The 16,466-nt window shown below is 60.8% G+C and carries 15 protein-coding genes; 10 read left to right on the top strand and 5 right to left on the bottom strand.

The genetic code is table 11. The features are described from left to right. Nucleotides 1-43: 43 nt before the first annotated feature. Complete coding sequence (locus tag KHO33_RS34970) at nucleotides 44-1,333, bottom strand: epoxide hydrolase family protein (RefSeq protein ID WP_200566864.1); 1,290 nt, start codon at nucleotides 1,331-1,333, stop codon at nucleotides 44-46. 222 nt (nucleotides 1,334-1,555) lie between these two features. Here KHO33_RS34970 and KHO33_RS34965 point away from each other — a divergent pair, with 222 nt between their 5' ends. From KHO33_RS34965 to KHO33_RS34945, 5 genes are all read left to right on the top strand, one after another. Next, the gene (locus KHO33_RS34965) at nucleotides 1,556-2,506 is read left to right on the top strand and encodes a GlxA family transcriptional regulator (protein ID WP_054039265.1); all 951 of its coding nucleotides are present in this window, start codon (nucleotides 1,556-1,558) and stop codon (nucleotides 2,504-2,506) included. A 48-nt stretch (nucleotides 2,507-2,554) separates the two neighbouring features. Next, the gene (locus KHO33_RS34960; RefSeq protein WP_200566866.1) at nucleotides 2,555-4,306 is read left to right on the top strand and encodes an IlvD/Edd family dehydratase; all 1,752 of its coding nucleotides are present in this window, start codon (nucleotides 2,555-2,557) and stop codon (nucleotides 4,304-4,306) included. Nucleotides 4,307-4,442: 136 nt separating this feature from the next. Further along, nucleotides 4,443-4,904: a VOC family protein gene (locus KHO33_RS34955; RefSeq protein WP_200566867.1), complete on the top strand. Its 462-nt coding sequence runs from the start codon at nucleotides 4,443-4,445 to the stop codon at nucleotides 4,902-4,904. A 3-nt stretch (nucleotides 4,905-4,907) separates the two neighbouring features. Then, a complete protein-coding gene (locus KHO33_RS34950; RefSeq protein ID WP_054039157.1) occupies nucleotides 4,908-5,246 on the top strand; it encodes an ArsR/SmtB family transcription factor in 339 nt (112 codons plus the stop codon). Then, nucleotides 5,243-5,749: an SRPBCC domain-containing protein gene (locus KHO33_RS34945; RefSeq protein WP_054039159.1), complete on the top strand. Its 507-nt coding sequence runs from the start codon at nucleotides 5,243-5,245 to the stop codon at nucleotides 5,747-5,749. The genes KHO33_RS34950 and KHO33_RS34945 overlap by 4 nt, the downstream gene beginning before the upstream one ends. A gap of 28 nt (nucleotides 5,750-5,777) precedes the next feature. Here the strand turns inward: KHO33_RS34945 and KHO33_RS34940 are convergent, their stop codons facing one another. Then, nucleotides 5,778-6,389 (bottom strand): LysE family translocator, encoded by a 612-nt coding sequence (locus tag KHO33_RS34940; protein WP_200566868.1) that lies wholly within the window; start codon nucleotides 6,387-6,389, stop codon nucleotides 5,778-5,780. A gap of 64 nt (nucleotides 6,390-6,453) precedes the next feature. Further along, the gene (locus KHO33_RS34935; RefSeq protein WP_200566869.1) at nucleotides 6,454-7,101 is read right to left on the bottom strand and encodes a VTT domain-containing protein; all 648 of its coding nucleotides are present in this window, start codon (nucleotides 7,099-7,101) and stop codon (nucleotides 6,454-6,456) included. Nucleotides 7,102-7,236: 135 nt separating this feature from the next. On the opposite strand from KHO33_RS34935, the gene KHO33_RS34930 reads away from it, so the two are divergent. Next, entirely contained in the window at nucleotides 7,237-7,764 is a 528-nt protein-coding gene (locus KHO33_RS34930; RefSeq protein ID WP_054039166.1) for a GNAT family N-acetyltransferase, read from the top strand. A 20-nt stretch (nucleotides 7,765-7,784) separates the two neighbouring features. On the opposite strand, the gene KHO33_RS34925 is transcribed toward KHO33_RS34930, so the two are convergent. Together KHO33_RS34925 and KHO33_RS34920 are read right to left on the bottom strand one after the other, a co-directional pair. After that, the gene (locus tag KHO33_RS34925) at nucleotides 7,785-8,846 is read right to left on the bottom strand and encodes an alkene reductase (RefSeq protein WP_054039167.1); all 1,062 of its coding nucleotides are present in this window, start codon (nucleotides 8,844-8,846) and stop codon (nucleotides 7,785-7,787) included. Between the two features lie 94 nt (nucleotides 8,847-8,940). Continuing rightward, nucleotides 8,941-9,243: an ArsR/SmtB family transcription factor gene (locus tag KHO33_RS34920; RefSeq protein ID WP_093632833.1), complete on the bottom strand. Its 303-nt coding sequence runs from the start codon at nucleotides 9,241-9,243 to the stop codon at nucleotides 8,941-8,943. A gap of 524 nt (nucleotides 9,244-9,767) precedes the next feature. On the opposite strand from KHO33_RS34920, the gene katG reads away from it, so the two are divergent. From katG to KHO33_RS34900, 4 genes are all read left to right on the top strand, one after another. Next, complete coding sequence (gene katG / locus KHO33_RS34915) at nucleotides 9,768-12,017, top strand: catalase/peroxidase HPI (protein ID WP_200566870.1); 2,250 nt, start codon at nucleotides 9,768-9,770, stop codon at nucleotides 12,015-12,017. A gap of 432 nt (nucleotides 12,018-12,449) precedes the next feature. Beyond that, nucleotides 12,450-13,421 (top strand): amidohydrolase family protein, encoded by a 972-nt coding sequence (locus KHO33_RS34910; protein ID WP_200566871.1) that lies wholly within the window; start codon nucleotides 12,450-12,452, stop codon nucleotides 13,419-13,421. After that, a complete protein-coding gene (locus KHO33_RS34905; protein WP_328822820.1) occupies nucleotides 13,381-14,922 on the top strand; it encodes a benzaldehyde dehydrogenase in 1,542 nt (513 codons plus the stop codon). The genes KHO33_RS34910 and KHO33_RS34905 overlap by 41 nt, the downstream gene beginning before the upstream one ends. Nucleotides 14,923-15,041: 119 nt before the next feature. Further along, nucleotides 15,042-16,415 (top strand): MFS transporter, encoded by a 1,374-nt coding sequence (locus tag KHO33_RS34900; protein WP_236074754.1) that lies wholly within the window; start codon nucleotides 15,042-15,044, stop codon nucleotides 16,413-16,415. Nucleotides 16,416-16,466: the final 51 nt, after the last annotated feature.

Raw genomic sequence — 16,466 nt, 5'->3', positions numbered from 1 at the left:
TCTTGAGATAAATGGTTTTCATGCGTGAATTGATTCGCGTCATTCAACGCAAGGACTTGAAAGACGCCCTGAGTTCTTCCGAGAAAAGTTGCGGCTGTTCCCAGGCCGCGAAGTGGCCGCCCTTGTTCACTTCATTGAAGTAGATGAGCTTGTGGTAGCTGCGTTCGGTCCAGCTACGAGGCGCCTGATAGATCTCGCCGGGGAAGACCGTCACCGCCGCAGGGATTGAGATATCGACGGCGTTGAAGTTGTTGGCATTGTTTTCCCAGTAGAGCTGCGCCGCGGACGTAGACGTGTTGGTCAGCCAGTACAGCGTGATGTCATCGAGCATCTCGTCCTTGGTCAGCGAGCGTTCGGGATCGCCGCCGCTGTAGGTCCAGTCCGCAAATTTGTCGTACATCCATGCTGCCTGGCCAACTGGAGAATCCGCGAGCGCGTAGCCCACCGTCTGTGGACGCGTGACCATCATCGCGGCGTAACCGCCGCCGCGTGTATAGAGGTTATCAAGCGACTTGTATGCGGCTTTCTCCTTGTCGGAGAGACCGGCTGGCGGCGGGTCGCCCGCCTTCAGCGATTTCGCGACGTCCGGCGGTACTGTTGCCGGCATGTTGACGTGAATGCCGAGCAGTCCGGGTGGTTTCTGGGCCGCCATTTTGTCGGCGATCACGGAACCCCAGTCGCCGCCCTGCGCGACGTAGTGCTGGTAGCCGAGGCGGCGCATTAGTTCCTCCCAGGCGCGGGCGATATGGTCAGGCGTCCACCCAGTGCCCTTGGGCTTGCCTGAGAACCCGTATCCGGGCATCGAAGGCAGGACCAGGTCGAAGGAATCTTCCGCGCGCCCGCCATAGGCGACTGGATCGGTGAGAGGCCCGATGACTTTCAGTTCCTCGAACACCGAGCCGGGCCAGCCATGGGTCATGATCATCGGCAGCGCGTTCGGATTGCGTGAGCGCACCCAGATGAAGTGAATATCGACTCCATCGATGGTGGTGACGTATTGCGGCAGCGCATTGAGCTTCGTCTCGGCCTTGCGCCAGTCGTAGCCCGTGCGCCAGTAGTTCACGAGGTCTTTCAGCTTCGCTAGTTGCGCGCCTTGAGACCGGTCGTCAACTGTCTCCTTGTCCGGCCAGCGCGTCGCCGCGATGCGTTTGCGCAGATCGGCGAGTTGGGCATCGGAAAAATGGGCGTGGAAAGGGCGGATCGCCGTATCGCCGGTCGATGCCGGTACGGGCAATTCGTCAGCAGCAAAGACAGGTGGTGCAAAAGCGGCCGCAGTAAGAAAGCTGAGGCTAAACGCGCGCGCCCTCAACGAGCCGAACGCCAGTCGACGCATGGATGAAATCGAAACCATATATACGTATGCCTAATTAAATGGAAGATATAAATCTGATCAAATGGAAGGCCAGCGAGATCGTGTCGCAACCGGCGCGGTGTGCGCACAGCGCGTCCGCGTAACGCGATCCGTGCTCCTCACCGATATTTATACGGTCAATTGTTGATGGCTCAAAGGACGTATAAACTACGTTTTCAGGACGTGCACGTTCAGGAGGCAGCCGTGCCGACAGTTGCGTTTGTGGTGTTCGACGGCTTCTATTCCATGGCGCTCGTTGCGGAATCCGTATTCGAGTTCGCAAACGTGGCGGCCGGTGAACCGTTCTATCAGACACTCAACGTTTCCGAAGCAGGTGGTCTCGTGCGCGCTTCAAGCGGTCTGACGGTCTTGACCGAGGCGATCGACGATCGCGTATTCGACACGGTCATCTTCGCCGGAAGCAACCCCATCACCGTCGTACCGCCGCCAGGTGTGCTCGCGTACGTGCGTCGCAGCGCCGAGACCGCGCGGCGCACCGCCTCGATGTGCACGGGCGCATTCGTGCTCGCGGAGGCTGGCTTGCTCGATGGCCGCCGCGCAACTACGCACTGGCACTATGCGCACGATTTACGCACCCGCTTTCCCTCTGTTACGGTGGACGAAGATCGGATTTTCATTGCGGACGGGCCGATCTGGACCTCGGCCGGCATGACGGCGGGCATCGATCTCGCACTCGCGTTGGTGGAGAAGGACCTTGGCCCCAAGGTCGCGCGGTCGGTCGCGCGAAAGCTTGTTGTCTATCATTGGCGTAGCGGCGGACAGTCGCAGCACTCAGCGCTGCTCGAACTCGAGCCAAAGTCCGATCGCATTCAATCCGCGCTGACGTATGCGAAAAAGAATCTCAACGAGCCTCTTTCGGTCGAGCAATTGGCGGATGTCGCGCGTTTGAGTCCGCGTCAATTTAGCCGCGCGTTTCGTGCGGAGACAGGACAGACTCCTGCAAAGGCCGTCGAGCGACTGCGCATTGAAACCGCGCGCTTGATGCTCGAGGAAAGCCGGCACACGATCGATCAGGTTGCCAGCGCGACCGGGTTCTCCGATCCAAGGCGGATGCGGGAAGTGTTCCTGCGCGTATTCGGGCAACCGCCGCAAGCATTTCGTCGCAACGCACGCACGGCGACGGGCGCGCCGTAAGACCGTCTCCTCCCTACGTTCACCTGTCACCTTATGCCGGGTTTCTCAATGTCCAAGACCGAACCAGAAGACTCGCTCGACGCACCGGCGACCGGGATCCGCAAAGGTCTCACCAACTATGGTGACAGCGACTTCTCCCTGTTTTTGCGCAAAGCATTTATCAAAGGGGCGGGCTATACCGATGAGGCACTGGATCGACCGGTAGTCGGCATCTGCAACACCGGCAGCGCTTACAACCCGTGCCACGGCAACGCGCCGCAATTGATCGAGGCGGTCAAGCGCGGCGTGATGCTGGCCGGCGGCTTGCCGATGGATTTCCCGACCATTTCCATCCATGAGAGTTTTTCGCAGCCGACCAGCATGTACCTGCGCAACCTGATGTCGATGGATACCGAGGAGATGATCCGTGCCCAGCCGATGGACGCGGTCGTGCTGATCGGCGGCTGCGACAAGACTGTGCCGGCGCAGTTGATGGGCGCGGCATCGGCGAATATTCCCGCCATCCAGTTGATCACGGGCTCCATGCTGACCGGCTCGCACCGAGGCGAGCGCGTGGGTGCGTGCACCGATTGCCGCCGCTACTGGGGCAAATTCCGCGCCGACGAGATCGATAGCGCGGAAATTGCCGCCGTGAACAACCAACTGGTGGCCAGCGTCGGCACCTGTTCGGTGATGGGCACGGCCAGCACCATGGCTTGTGTAGCCGAAGCACTGGGGATGACCGTGCCGGGCGGCGCATCGCCGCCGGCGGTGACGGCCGATCGTATCCGCATCGCGGAGGAGACCGGCGCCCAGGCCGTGCGCATGGCACGCAGCGGCCTGACGATCGACAAGATCCTGACCGCTGATGCATTCGAGAACGCCATCCGCGTGTTACTGGCGATCGGTGGCTCGACCAATGGCATCGTGCACCTGACCGCGATTGCGGGACGCATGGGGCTGGATGTCGATCTGAAGGCGCTGGATCGCATGGGTCGCGAGACGCCGGTGTTGCTCGACCTGAAACCGTCCGGCCAGCACTACATGGAAGACTTCCATCACGCCGGCGGCATGGCTACGTTGTTGCGCGAACTCAAGCCGCTGCTGAAACTCGATGCGCTGACCGTCACCGGGCGGACCTTGGGCGAGGAGATCGAACTGGCCGGTCCCGGCTTCGAACAGGACGTGGTGCGCACCATCGCCGATCCGATCTATCCGCAAGGCGGCATTGCCGTCTTGCACGGCAACCTCGCACCTGGCGGCGCGATCATCAAGCAATCCGCTGCCGATGCCAGACTCATGCAGCACGAAGGGCGTGCTGTGGTGTTCGAGAACGGTCAGGACATGGCCGAGCGCATCGACTCGGACGACCTCGACGTCACGGCCGACGATATTCTGGTGCTGAAAAACATCGGTCCGAAAGGCGCGCCGGGAATGCCTGAGGCCGGTTATATTCCGATTCCGAAAAAGCTGGCGCGTGCCGGCGTCAAGGACATGGTGCGCATTTCCGACGGGCGCATGAGTGGCACGGCCTTCGGCACCATCGTGTTGCACGTGACGCCTGAGGCGGCCGTGGGTGGCCCGTTAGCCTATGTTCAAAACGGCGATCGTATCCGGCTCAGCGTCGTTGCCCGTGAAATCACGTTGCTCGTGTCGGACTCCGAACTGGCGCGCCGCACGGCCGCTGCACCCGTCGACGTTCCGACAGCCGAACGCGGGTATCGGAAACTGTTCCTCGATACGGTGCTGCAGGCCGACAAGGGCGTCGATTTCGATTTCTTGCGCGCGGCGAGGATTCACGACACGACGCCGAAGGGCTAGGGCGGCTGCGTGCCGCGCCGCGATCCAGATTTCGCTTGGGGAGGAACCACTAATACGAATACGCCGTCCTTGCCTTTTCGATTTGTTTAACTATAATGTTAAATATCAACCGAAAGGTTTACAAAAGGAGACAATCATGAGCGAACCGTTTCATCGTCCTTCGCTGGGTGCGTCGGTGTACTACAAGGACCCGTTTGCCGCGCTCGACTGGCTCGAGAAAGCGTTTGGCTTCGAGCGTCAACTGGTGGTCACGGATAGCGACGGCCAGTTGAGCCACTCGGAAATGCGTTTCGGCGACAGCTACGTGATGATCTGTCGCGAATGGTCGGAAGACGCGGCGAGTCCGGCTTCGATCGGTGGCAAGAATACGCAATCAGTGCACGTGCAACTGCGCGAGGGGATCGATGAACATTGCGTCCGCGCGCGTGCCGCGGGTGCTGTCATTACCCGCGAACCGGCGGATCAGTTCTATGGCGACCGCGTCTATGCGGCGCGCGATCCGGAAGGGCACGTCTGGAGCTTTGGCCAGACGGTTCGCGAGGTGTCGCGCGAGGAAGCAGAGCGTGTGAGCGGCCTGAAAATCGAAGGGTGGGTATAAGCGATGGGACTGCCTGCCAGCGTCTCGCTCGACCGCACTCTGGCCGCACTGGCCGATCCGAACCGGCGTCAGGTGGTCGATCTGCTCAGCCAGCAACCGATGCGCGCGGGTGAACTCGCGCAAGCCACCGGTCTGTCGCCGCAGGCGATGAGCCGGCATTTGCGTGTGCTGCGCTCGAGCGAACTGATCGAGGAATCGCACGACGGCGTCGACGCGCGCGTGCGTCTCTACGTGCTGAGGTCGGCGCCGATGAGCGAGTTGAAGGCATGGCTCGAACAGACCGAAGCGTTGTGGTCCGAGCAACTGCTGTCCTTCAAGGCGCATCTGGAGCAGCAGGAATGAGTTCGCGCGTGCAGGTGTCGCTGCGGGTTGCGGCAACGCCGCGTCGCGCATTCGACGTGTTCACGCGTGAGATCGGCAGATGGTGGCGGCCGAACGGGCTATTTCAGTTCACGCCGCAAGGCGCGGGCGTGCTGTCGTTTGAGCAGGCTGCGGCGCCTCACACGTCCGGAGCGTACGTCCGCCTGATCGAAACGCAGCCGGACGGCAGCGTGTTCGAGATTGGCCGCGTGACGGTCTGGGAGCCGGGCGAGCGTTTGGCATTCGGCTGGCGCCAGGCCAGTTTCACTGACGCGCAGCACACGCAGGTCGAAGTGCGTTTCGAAGCGGTGGGCGACGAAACACGCGTGACGGTAGAGCATCGCGGCTGGGATACGGTGCCGCAGGAGCATGTCGCGCGCCATCATTTCCCCGAGCGCGTGTTTCTGTTGCGGCACGGCGAATGGTGGCAGGTATTGCTGGCTTCGCTACGGACTGAAGTGCAATCGGCTGCGCCGCCGGGCTGAATGGCGGCGCGTGCGTCGTACGTTTTCGTCAACGCGTGGCGATCGCAGCGGCAACACCGGCCATGACCGTAGCGCTGGCGCGGTTGGTGAACTTCACCGCGCGGCGCGTGTTCAGCAGCTTGCGCGCTCGTGAGGCGAGCAGCGCCCAGCCGAAGTCGACGGCCATCAGTACGATCAGCATGGTGAGCGTGAGTTCGAACCACGCGACGGTGCCGATACGCGACAGATCGATGATGGTCGGCAGCAACGCGAGGTAGAACATCATGATCTTCGGATTGCCGAGCGTCACCAGCAGGCCGGCGACGAACATGCGCCACGGCGACTGGCCGCTCGGCAGGTCGCTGCCTTGCACGTCGGCCGGTGCGCGCCACATCTTCCAGGCAAGGAACAGCAGATAGGCGACGCCGGCAAATTTCAGCGCGATAAACACCATGCCGAAGCTGCGTGCGATCACGGCAAGACCGGCTACCGCGCAGGTGAGCCACAATGCTTCGCCGAGCCACATCGCGGCGAGAAACGGCAAGACGTCGCGAAAGCCGTTGGTCAGCACGCGCGCGACCAGCGCGGCAATGCTAGGGCCGGGCGTGCCGGCGGCGATGATCAGCGCCAGCGCGAAGACGAGCAAAGCAGATAGCGACATCACGGTTCTCCACGAAATTCAGTGCGCGCGCAACCATCGGCTTAGTGAGCGCGCAACCTCCGGTTTAGTGCGCACGCAACCGCCGGTTGACGAAACGCCACACGGCGCTTACTAGAAGCGATCCGACACCGAGCGAGACGCCCAGCAGCACGATCGAACTCATATGATCGCGCACCAGCGGCACGTTGCCGAACAGATAACCGGCCGCCACCAGCGACACGATCCACAGCGCTGCGCCGGCTGCAACGAACGACACGAAACGTGCAAACGTCATGCGCGAAACACCGGCTACAAACGGTGCGAACGTGCGCACGACGGCAATGAACGGCGACAGCAGAAAGGTCAGGCCGCCGCGTGCTTCGTAAAACGCGTGCGCTTTGCGCAATGCGTTCTTGTCGAGCCAGCGGTAGTCGGCGGTATAGACTTTTTCGCCGATGGCGCGGCCGATCGCATAGTCGACGATGCTGCCGGCCAGGGTGGCGGCGAACAGCACGGGGATCACGAGCCAGACGTTCAGCGCGCCGGTGGCGGCGAGACCGCCACAGATGAAGATCAGCGGATCGCCAGGCAAAAAGAATAGCGGCAGGAAACCGATTTCGACGAACACGACGAGAAACAGCATCGCGTAGACGGCGGTGCCGTATTGCACGATCAAACCGCTCAGATGCTGGTCGAAGTGCAGGGCGACCTGCAGCACATGCATGAGATCCATCGTGGTTCGAAAGGGATTTGGGTGTTCGGGATTTTAGTCCCGTCGCGGCGCGGGCACTTGTTTATTTCTCGGTGCTAATGTCAATATCGGGGCGTGCCGTTCAGAATCGCGCCCGAAAAAATTTAAGAAACCCCTATGCAACACGCTTCCAGTCTCACGTTCCGCCTTGCCGCACCGCACGATGCGGACACTATCCGTACGATCGAATTCGAGGCCGGGCAGCGCTTTGTCAGCGTTGGCATGACTGGTATCGCCGATGCTCCGCCGATGGAGTTGGAACTCGTCCGTGGCAAGATCGACGCGCAGCAGATCATCGTCGCCGTGGATACTGATGAGACGTGTGTGGGATTTGTGATGTTCGAGCCGCAGCCCGCGCGCTTCTATGTTCAGGAGCTGGACGTGCTGAGTTCGCATGCCGGGCAACGCATCGGCGCGGCGCTGATCGAGCAGGTCGCGCAACTCGCGCGTGCGCAGCAGATAACGCAACTTATATTGTCGACGTTTCGCGAGGTACCGTGGAACGCGCCGTACTATCGGCGGCTCGGCTTTCGCGATATCGAGGAGGCCGATCTGGATGCGGCACTGATCGCGCGGCGCGATGCGCACATCGCGCGCGGACTCGACGAATCAAAACGCGTGTTCATGCGGCGTGACCTTGCGTAACGCCGCATGAACCGAACGTCTTATTCCACTGTTTCCAGCGTCGGATAGTCGACGTAGCCTGTTTCGCCACGTGCATAGTAGGTTGCCGGATTGGGCTTGTTCAGCGGCGCATTCGTCTCGAAGCGGCGCACCAGATCAGGATTCGCGATGAACAGTTGACCCCAGGCCACCGCGTCCGCTTCACCCGCGTCGAGCACGTGCTGGGCGGTTTCCTTGGTGAACTTTTCGTTCGCGATGTACGGGCCGCCGAATGCCTTCTTCAGTTGCGGGCCGAGGCGGTCGTCGCCGAGTGCTTCGCGAGCGGCGATGAACGCGATCTTGCGCTTGCCGAGTTCGCGTGCCACGTAACCGAATGTCGCTGCCGGATCCGAATCGCCCATGTTGTGCGAGTCGCGGCGCGGTGCGAGGTGCACGCCGACACGGTTCGCACCCCAGACGTCGATACAGGCGTCAGTGATGTCGAGCAGCAGGCGGGCGCGGTTTTCGACCGGGCCGCCGTAGGCGTCGGTACGCTTGTTGGTGCTGTCTTGCAGGAACTGGTCGAGCAGATAGCCGTTCGCGCCGTGCACTTCCACACCGTCGAAACCTGCTGCCTTCGCGTTTTCGGCGCCCTTGCGGAACGCTTCGACCACGCCCGCGATTTCGTCGAGTTCGAGTGCGCGCGGCGTCACGTACGGACGCTCCGGACGCACCAGGCTCACGTGGCCTTGCGCCGGGATGGCGCTCGGCGCGACCGGCAGTTCGCCATTGAGGAACAGCGGGTCCGAAATACGGCCGACGTGCCACAGTTGCAGGAAAATCTTGCCGCCGGCTGCGTGCACGGCGTTCGTGACGATCTTCCAGCCTTCCACCTGCTCCTGCGACCAGATACCCGGGGTGTCGGCGTAACCGACACCTTGCGGCGTGACGGACGTGGCTTCGCTGATGATCAGGCCTGCCGTGGCGCGTTCGGCATAGTACTTCGCCATCAGCGCGTTCGGTACGCGGATTTCTTCAGCGCGTTGGCGCGTGAGCGGCGCCATGATGATGCGGTTCGACAACGTGATGTCGCCAATCTGGAGCGGGTCAAAAAGAGTCGGCATATGAGTTCACCTTAGGTGGCGGGCGCGTGGCCCCGGCCTTAAAAAAACTGCATGATGAAATAAGCGAAAAAACGCGGCGATGCGGATGAAGCGCTCAGAGCTGGCTGTTCATGTGCTCGAGAAAGGCTTGAATGACTGCCTCGTTGCGTTTGAAAAACACCCATTGACCGACCCGCTTCGACGTAACGAGACCGGCGCGCTGCAACGCGGCAAGGTGCGCCGACACGGTGGACTGCGACAGGCCGCAGTGCGCGTCGATCTTGCCCGCGCACACGCCGTGATCGAGCGGGAGCTCCTGGTCGGAGAAATGCGCATATGGCTCGCGCAGCCAGCCGAGAATCTCCCGCCGTACAGGGTTGGCAAGCGCTTTGTGAATCGCGTCGATATCGAGCGTCATGTGGGTCGGTTCAGGGCGTCAACTTCAGATCATCAACAACAGGCAGGCGTGGCACATGCTAGCGGCCATGCATCTGCATCGCTACAAGACGAATCATATATCGTAATTTGACGATATGCTTGAAGCCACTACTCGCTATGGGGTCGATAGATGTGGGCGCACAAATAAGCCTGCACTTCCCACGGCGCGGGACGGTGCACATGACGGCAAATATGAAAGGCATCTGTCACGTTATAGTTACGATCTATCAATAGCATTGCGAAAATCGCATTCTGTTGATGGCCGCTCTCACATATATTTTTATGTGCAGTAGGCCTGCCGACGCGGACCAATCCTAGTCCAATACACGCCACGACGTCCGTTATCGGACGAGGCTATGCGCGACGGGTGAAAGTGCCAATACATCAAAAAGAGTCCATCATGTGATTCCCCGACCGCCCGCTGGCGCTGGTTCGGCGATGCACCGTAGAAGCCAGACGCCGTGGAAGAACTGGTAGTGGGTATATTCCCCAAGGAGATAGTGCATGTCTAACGATGCAAAGTGCCCGTTCAATCATGCTGCCGGAGGTGGCACGACCAACCGTGACTGGTGGCCAAAGCAGCTGCGGGTGGATCTGCTTAGCCAACACTCCAGCAAGTCGGACCCGCTGGACAGCGGCTTCAACTATGCCGAGGCGTTCAAGAGCCTCGATCTCGCCGCGGTGAAGAAGGATCTTGCGGCACTGATGACCGACTCGCAGGAATGGTGGCCGGCGGACTTCGGCCACTATGGTCCGTTCTTCATCCGCATGGCCTGGCACAGTGCCGGCACGTACCGCATCGGCGACGGCCGCGGTGGCGCCGGGCGAGGCCAGCAGCGTTTCGCGCCGCTCAACAGCTGGCCGGACAACGTCAGCCTCGATAAAGCTCGCCGCCTGCTGTGGCCGATCAAGCAGAAGTACGGCCAGAAAATTTCCTGGGCCGATCTGCTGATCCTGACCGGCAACGTCGCGCTCGAAACCATGGGCTTCAAGACCTTCGGCTTCGGCGGCGGTCGCGCCGACACCTGGGAGCCGGACCTGGACGTCTACTGGGGCAACGAAAAGACCTGGCTGGGCGGCGATGTCCGCTATGGCAAGGGCGCCGCCGGCAATGAGGACGAAGGCGTGATCGTGGCCGATCCGGCACTGCACGGCAGCGAAGTCAGCCGCGACGACAACGGACGCAACCTGGAAAACCCGCTGGGCGCCGTGCAGATGGGCCTGATCTATGTGAACCCGGAAGGTCCGGACGGCAATCCTGACCCGTTGGCCGCGGCCCATGACATCCGCGAAACGTTCGCGCGGATGGCCATGAACGACGAGGAAACGGTCGCGCTGATCGCCGGTGGCCACAGCTTCGGCAAGACGCACGGCGCCGGTCCTGCTGACAATGTGGGTCCGGTACCCGAGGCCGCCGACCTCGAGAATCAGGGGCTGGGCTGGAAGAGCAGCTTCGGCACCGGCAAAGGCGCCGACGCGATCTCCAGCGGACTGGAAGTCACCTGGACCACCACGCCGACGAAGTGGGGCAACGGCTTCTTCGAGAACCTGTTCAAGTACGAATGGGAACTGACCAAGAGCCCCGCCGGCGCCAACCAGTGGGTCGCCAAGGATGCCGGCGAAACGATTCCGCACGCTTTCGATGCCTCGAAGAAGCAGCGGCCGACGATGCTCACCACCGACCTCTCGCTGCGCTTCGACCCCGTCTACGAGAAGATTTCGCGGCGCTTCCTCGCGAACCCCGACCAACTCGCCGATGCCTTCGCTCGTGCATGGTTCAAGCTCACTCACCGCGACATGGGACCGCGCGTCCGCTATCTTGGACCGGAAGTGCCCGCTGAAGAACTGATCTGGCAAGACCCCATTCCGGCGGTCGACCACGCACTGGTCAACGATCAGGACGTCGCCTCGCTCAAGCAGAAGATTCTGGCGTCAGGGCTGTCCGTTTCGCAGCTGGTGTCGACGGCCTGGGCGTCGGCATCCACCTTCCGCGGCTCGGACAAGCGCGGTGGCGCCAATGGCGCACGCATTCGCCTCGCTCCGCAAAAGGACTGGGCGGTCAACCAGCCCGAGCAACTGGCGAAGGTACTCAAGGTCCTCGAAGGGATCCAGAGCGAGTTCAATGGCGCACAGTCCGGCAAGAAGGTGTCGCTTGCCGACCTGATCGTGCTGGCCGGTAGCGCAGGCATCGAGCAGGCCGCAAAAAGCGCAGGCCATCAGGTGACAGTACCGTTTGCGCCGGGACGCGCGGATGCGTCGCAGGATCAGACCGATGTGGAATCCGTTGGCGCCCTTGAACCCGTTGCCGATGGTTTCCGAAACTATCTGAAGGGCAAGTACAGTGTCCCGGCTGAGGCGTTGCTGATCGACAAGGCGCAATTGTTGACGCTAACCGCACCGGAGATGACGGCGCTCATCGGCGGCTTGCGCGCCCTGAAGGTCCAGAGCGGGCAGGATTCGCATGGTGTCTTCACCAAGCGGCCAGAAACGCTGACCAACGACTTTTTCGTCAACCTGCTCGACATGGGTACGGAATGGAAGCCGGTCTCCCGGGACGTGTTCGAGGGGCGTGACCGCAAGACCGGTGAGGTGAAGTGGACCGGTAGCCGTGTCGATCTGGTGTTCGGTTCGCATGCCCAGTTGCGGGCGCTTTCCGAAGTCTATGCAAGCGAGGACGGGCAGGCGAAATTCGTTCGCGACTTTGTCGCCGCGTGGGTCAAGGTGATGAACCTCGACCGCTTCGACCTCGCCTGAGCGGGTGTGAGGGTTCCGTCAGGCTTGCAACCCTGACGGCACTTTGTGTCAGCTTGCGAAGGTAACTCTGCATGTCGCGGTGCGACTCCGGTTATATCGGAGTCGCACCGTTTTTTTTCCGCGTTCGATCCATACCGTGCAGCCTGAGTGACTCGAACATTCGCGTCATTGCCTCAGCCTGCATGATTGTATTTCCCTCCCTTAGGCTTCGCAGCGGTCCATGTTGTCCTGCGGCTCGACCGTTGGATTGCTTGCGGGTGTCAGTCAGTCGATTCAGGGTTTACGCGGTGCACATATATTTGAAAAATCAAGTACACTCGGTCCCAACATGTTTGAAAAATCAAATAAATTAGCCTCTGGGACAAACCCATGTGATGCACCTCATCTCTCCTTTGCAGATGAGGTTGCGATGCCTTGAATTGGAGCAGATCAATGAGAAACAAGATTGCACTTGAGGAACACTTTGCGATAGACCTCACTATCGAGCAGTCGAAAATTTATGCGCCTGCGCCCGTTTGGGACATGCTGAAGTCCAATCTGATGGACATCGAGCAGCAGCGACTCGAGCGGATGGAACAGGGCGGAACCGAGTATTCAATCTTGTCGCTCAACTCGCCGGGCATTCAGGGTATCCCGGACATCAAGCAGGCGATCGATGTCGCGCGCCGGGCTAACGATGTCCTCGCAGAACATGTTGGCCGCCATCCAACCCGTTTGGGTGGATTTGCCGCGTTGCCTATGCAGGACCCCGAAGCGGCGGCACGTGAACTCGAGCGAAGCGTGAAGGATCTCGGATTCCATGGCTTCATGGTGAATGGCTTTTCCCAGGTGGGCGATGCGGAAAATGTCGTGTACTACGATGCCCCGCAGTACACCGACTTCTGGACAAATGCGGCGGCGCTCGGCAAGCCTTTCTATATGCATCCTCGCGATCCGTTGCCGTCCCGTGAGCCGATCTACGATGGCTTTCCGTGGCTGACCGCCGCGACCTGGGCGTTCGCGGTTGAGACGAGCACTCACGCACTGCGACTGATGACGTCAGGTCTTTTCGACCGCAATCCTGAGTTGCAGATGATTCTTGGCCATCTCGGCGAGGGGATTCCGTTCAACATCTGGCGTGTCGACCACATCCTTCAAAAGGCGCCACGAGGATTGCCCTGCAAGCGCAGCGTGGGCGAATACCTCAGGGAGAATGTCTACGTCACGACGAGCGGAAATTTCAGAACCCAGACGCTGCTGTCCACGATGCTGGAAATGGGCAGCGACCGGATCATGTATTCGGTCGACTATCCGTTCGAAACACATGACGAGGCGTCCCAGTGGTTCGACACATGCTCGATCAGCGAAACGGATCGCGTGAAGATTGGACGGGAAAACGCACAGCGTTTGTTCGGTCTTGAATGATGCGAGGAACAGGAGAAATCGAATGTCCGCGACTCAATTGACTCAATTGGCACCAGCAGATGTGTGGCGTAACAAAATCTATAGCGGCGGATGGAAGACCGGAGGCGCGGGTACGATCCCGTTGACCGAGAAGGCGACCGGCGCGGAAATGGGCTCGATTGGTTGTGCATCGGCTGCCGATGTGTCCGCCGCTGCCGCGATCGCGACCGACGCGCAACGCGCCTGGGCCGCGACACCCGGGCCTCAGCGAGGGGACGTGTTGCGCGAGGTCGCCCGTTTGCTGGAGGTGCACAAAGAGGAGATCGCCGTTCAGATTGTCCGCGAGACCGGGTCGATCCGGCCTAAGGGGCAACTGGAGGTGAAGCTGGCGATACGCGAGATTCTCGAAGCTGCAGCGTTGGGCAGCCAGCCAACCGGAATGATCACGACCAGCGACGTGAAGGAGCGGCATAGCCTAGCGCGCAGAATTCCCATGGGCGTGGTCGGTGTTATTACACCGTGGAATTCGCCGTTCATTCTGGCGGCGCGCGCCATCGCTCCGGCGCTGGCCACCGGCAACGCAGTGCTGCTCAAGCCCGACCCTCAATCGCCGGTTAGCGGCGGCGTTCTGTATGCGCGGCTATTCGAGGCGGCGGGGCTGCCCGAGGGGCTGTTCCATGTCCTTCCCGGTGCGGCGGAAACCGGTGACGCGCTGGTTCGGGATCCGCTTGTCAACATGATCAGCTTCACGGGATCCACGCGGGTAGGGCAAGCGATCGGCGCCGTAGCAGGCGGCTTGCTCAAGCGAGCGAGCCTCGAACTCGGCGGCAAGAATCCCTACATCGTGCTTGACGACGTCGATGTCGAAGCTGCGGCGAGCGCTGGAGCGTGGGGCTCGTTTTTGCATCAGGGGCAAGTCTGCATGTCCGCGGGCCGGCATCTCGTTCATGAACGTATTGCTGACACCTACATTGAAAGCCTCGTCAGACGCGCCAAAGCGCTATCGGTTGGCGATCCTTTCAAGGGCAATGTCCATCTCGGTCCTATCATCAATGAACGGCAGGCTGAAAACGTCGATCGCATTGTTGCTGAGTCTGTGAGCAAGGGCGCGAAGCTTCTCGCCGGTGGGACTCGCGACGGGTTGTTTTTTAACCCGACCGTTTTGGTAGACGTCGCGCCTGGGATGCCCGCGTTCGAGGAAGAGATTTTCGGTCCCGTCGCCGCGGTGACCGTGTTCAAGAACGATGACGAGGCGGTAGCGCTCGCCAATCAGAACCGCTATGGCCTTGTCGCGGCAGTGGCTTCTTCCGATTTGCGTCGCGCACAGCGGGTTGCGGACCGACTGCACGCCGGCATCGTCCACATCAATGATCAGACGGTCATGCACGAGGTGTTTGGTCCGATGGGCGGTCTGGGTTTGTCAGGCAACGGGCATAACTACAGCACGCTGACCAACATCGACCAGTTCACGGAATGGCAGTGGGTGACGAGCCGCGACGAGCTTCCAGCTTATCCGTTCTAGAAAGCTGTTGTACCGGGCTCGCCGAATACGGGCACGGATCTGTGCTGCCCGACAACGCCGGGAAGACAGCAGTGACCCATTGGCGCACGATTTCATGTGCAAACGGAGCGAGGTGAAGCGTGACCCCCGATACTGCACAGCGAGTGGAAGCGGCGGCTGCTTCCGTCGTCGATATTGGCGCGTTGATCGATAGCCAGCCACTGAGCACCTTCCAGAAATGGATCATGGTGATGATCGGCTGCTCAGTGGTGATGGACGGGTTCGACGTGCAGACCATGGGTTTTGTCACGCCTGCGATTGTCCGTGCGTGGGGCATTAGCCCGGCCGAGCTCGGCCCGATTTTCGGTGCCGGCTTGCTGGGGATGCTCGCGGGCTCTATCGTTCTCGGCGCCATGGCCGATCGTGCGGGGCGTCGGCCGGTGCTCATCGGCGCGACCGTTTTCTATGGGTTATGCATGCTCGGTACCACCCTGGTTCAGAGTGTGCCGGAATTTCTTGTCCTTCGTTTCCTGACCGGTTTCGGTATCGGCGGCGTGATGGGTAACGCTATCGCACTGGTCAGCGAATACAGCCCGCAGAAATATCGGGCATCGCTGATGACCTGGGTCTCGTGTGGCTTCACGGGCGGGGCCATTGCTGGAGGACTTCTCTGCGCAGCCTTGCTTCCGTCGATGGGCTGGAGATCGGTCTTCTTCGTTGGGGGCGTATTGCCCCTGCTCATTGCCATCCCGATGGCCAGGTATCTGCCCGAGTCACTCCAACTGCTGGTGGTCAAACAGCGCAGCCTGGAAAAGGTGGTTCAGTGGCTTGCACGAATCGCGCCGAACGTCCAGCTTACGCCGGGGACACGCTTTGCCGTTCGCGGGCAGCCGCAAGCGAAGGCCTCCGTTGGCGAGCTCTTTCGCCACGGCCGCGGCACGATGACGTTGTTGCTATGGGGGATCAACTTCGCGAATCTGCTTGATCTCTTTTTCCTGTCGAATTGGCTTCCGATGCTTTCCTTGCGAGTTGGTCATGGAGTGGCGACGGCTGTGCTTATCGGCACCTCGTTGCAGATTGGCGGTACGGCGGGTGCGCTGCTGCTGGGTCCATTGATGGACCGTTTCGGCTTCTATCGTGTGCTGGCGCTCAGCTTTCTGGTGGCGACATTTTCGGTGGCGTTTGTCGGTCTTCCCGATCTATCAACGGGGTTGCGCTATGCCGTCGTGCTGATAAGCGGAATCTGCATCGTCGGCGGACAGCCGGCGGTCAATGCGTTGACCGCGACGCTCTATCCCACCTCGTTGCGGGCCACCGGGGTTGGCTGGAGTCTGGGAATCGGCCGGGCGGGTTCAATTATCGGTCCTGTACTGGCCGGACAACTGATCAGGCTGCAATGGTCGAATACCGCGTTGTTTGTCGCGGCCGCAGTGCCCGCGATGGCATCGTGTCTGATGCTTGTTCTTCTTAGCCGTGCTTCGGCGAAAAATCGGATCGATTGCGTTGAGTGCTAATGTGCTGCGACAGATTTAGATAAAAGAAAAACAGCAAAGCACTGTCGTGTC

The organism is Paraburkholderia nemoris, assembly GCF_905221015.1.
Classification (GTDB): domain Bacteria; phylum Pseudomonadota; class Gammaproteobacteria; order Burkholderiales; family Burkholderiaceae; genus Paraburkholderia; species Paraburkholderia nemoris.
This window is presented reverse-complemented; position numbering and strand designations above follow the sequence as displayed.

Coding starts and splice junctions, on each gene's coding strand:
- KHO33_RS34950 (WP_054039157.1), top strand. CDS start 4,908: ATGGGACTGCCTGCCAGCGTCTCGCTCGACCGCACTCTGGCCGCACTG.
- katG (WP_200566870.1), top strand. CDS start 9,768: ATGTCTAACGATGCAAAGTGCCCGTTCAATCATGCTGCCGGAGGTGGC.
- KHO33_RS34935 (WP_200566869.1), bottom strand. CDS start 7,101: ATGGATCTCATGCATGTGCTGCAGGTCGCCCTGCACTTCGACCAGCAT.
- KHO33_RS34945 (WP_054039159.1), top strand. CDS start 5,243: ATGAGTTCGCGCGTGCAGGTGTCGCTGCGGGTTGCGGCAACGCCGCGT.
- KHO33_RS34920 (WP_093632833.1), bottom strand. CDS start 9,243: ATGACGCTCGATATCGACGCGATTCACAAAGCGCTTGCCAACCCTGTA.
- KHO33_RS34960 (WP_200566866.1), top strand. CDS start 2,555: ATGTCCAAGACCGAACCAGAAGACTCGCTCGACGCACCGGCGACCGGG.
- KHO33_RS34940 (WP_200566868.1), bottom strand. CDS start 6,389: ATGTCGCTATCTGCTTTGCTCGTCTTCGCGCTGGCGCTGATCATCGCC.
- KHO33_RS34910 (WP_200566871.1), top strand. CDS start 12,450: ATGAGAAACAAGATTGCACTTGAGGAACACTTTGCGATAGACCTCACT.
- KHO33_RS34970 (WP_200566864.1), bottom strand. CDS start 1,333: ATGCGTCGACTGGCGTTCGGCTCGTTGAGGGCGCGCGCGTTTAGCCTC.
- KHO33_RS34955 (WP_200566867.1), top strand. CDS start 4,443: ATGAGCGAACCGTTTCATCGTCCTTCGCTGGGTGCGTCGGTGTACTAC.
- KHO33_RS34925 (WP_054039167.1), bottom strand. CDS start 8,846: ATGCCGACTCTTTTTGACCCGCTCCAGATTGGCGACATCACGTTGTCG.
- KHO33_RS34930 (WP_054039166.1), top strand. CDS start 7,237: ATGCAACACGCTTCCAGTCTCACGTTCCGCCTTGCCGCACCGCACGAT.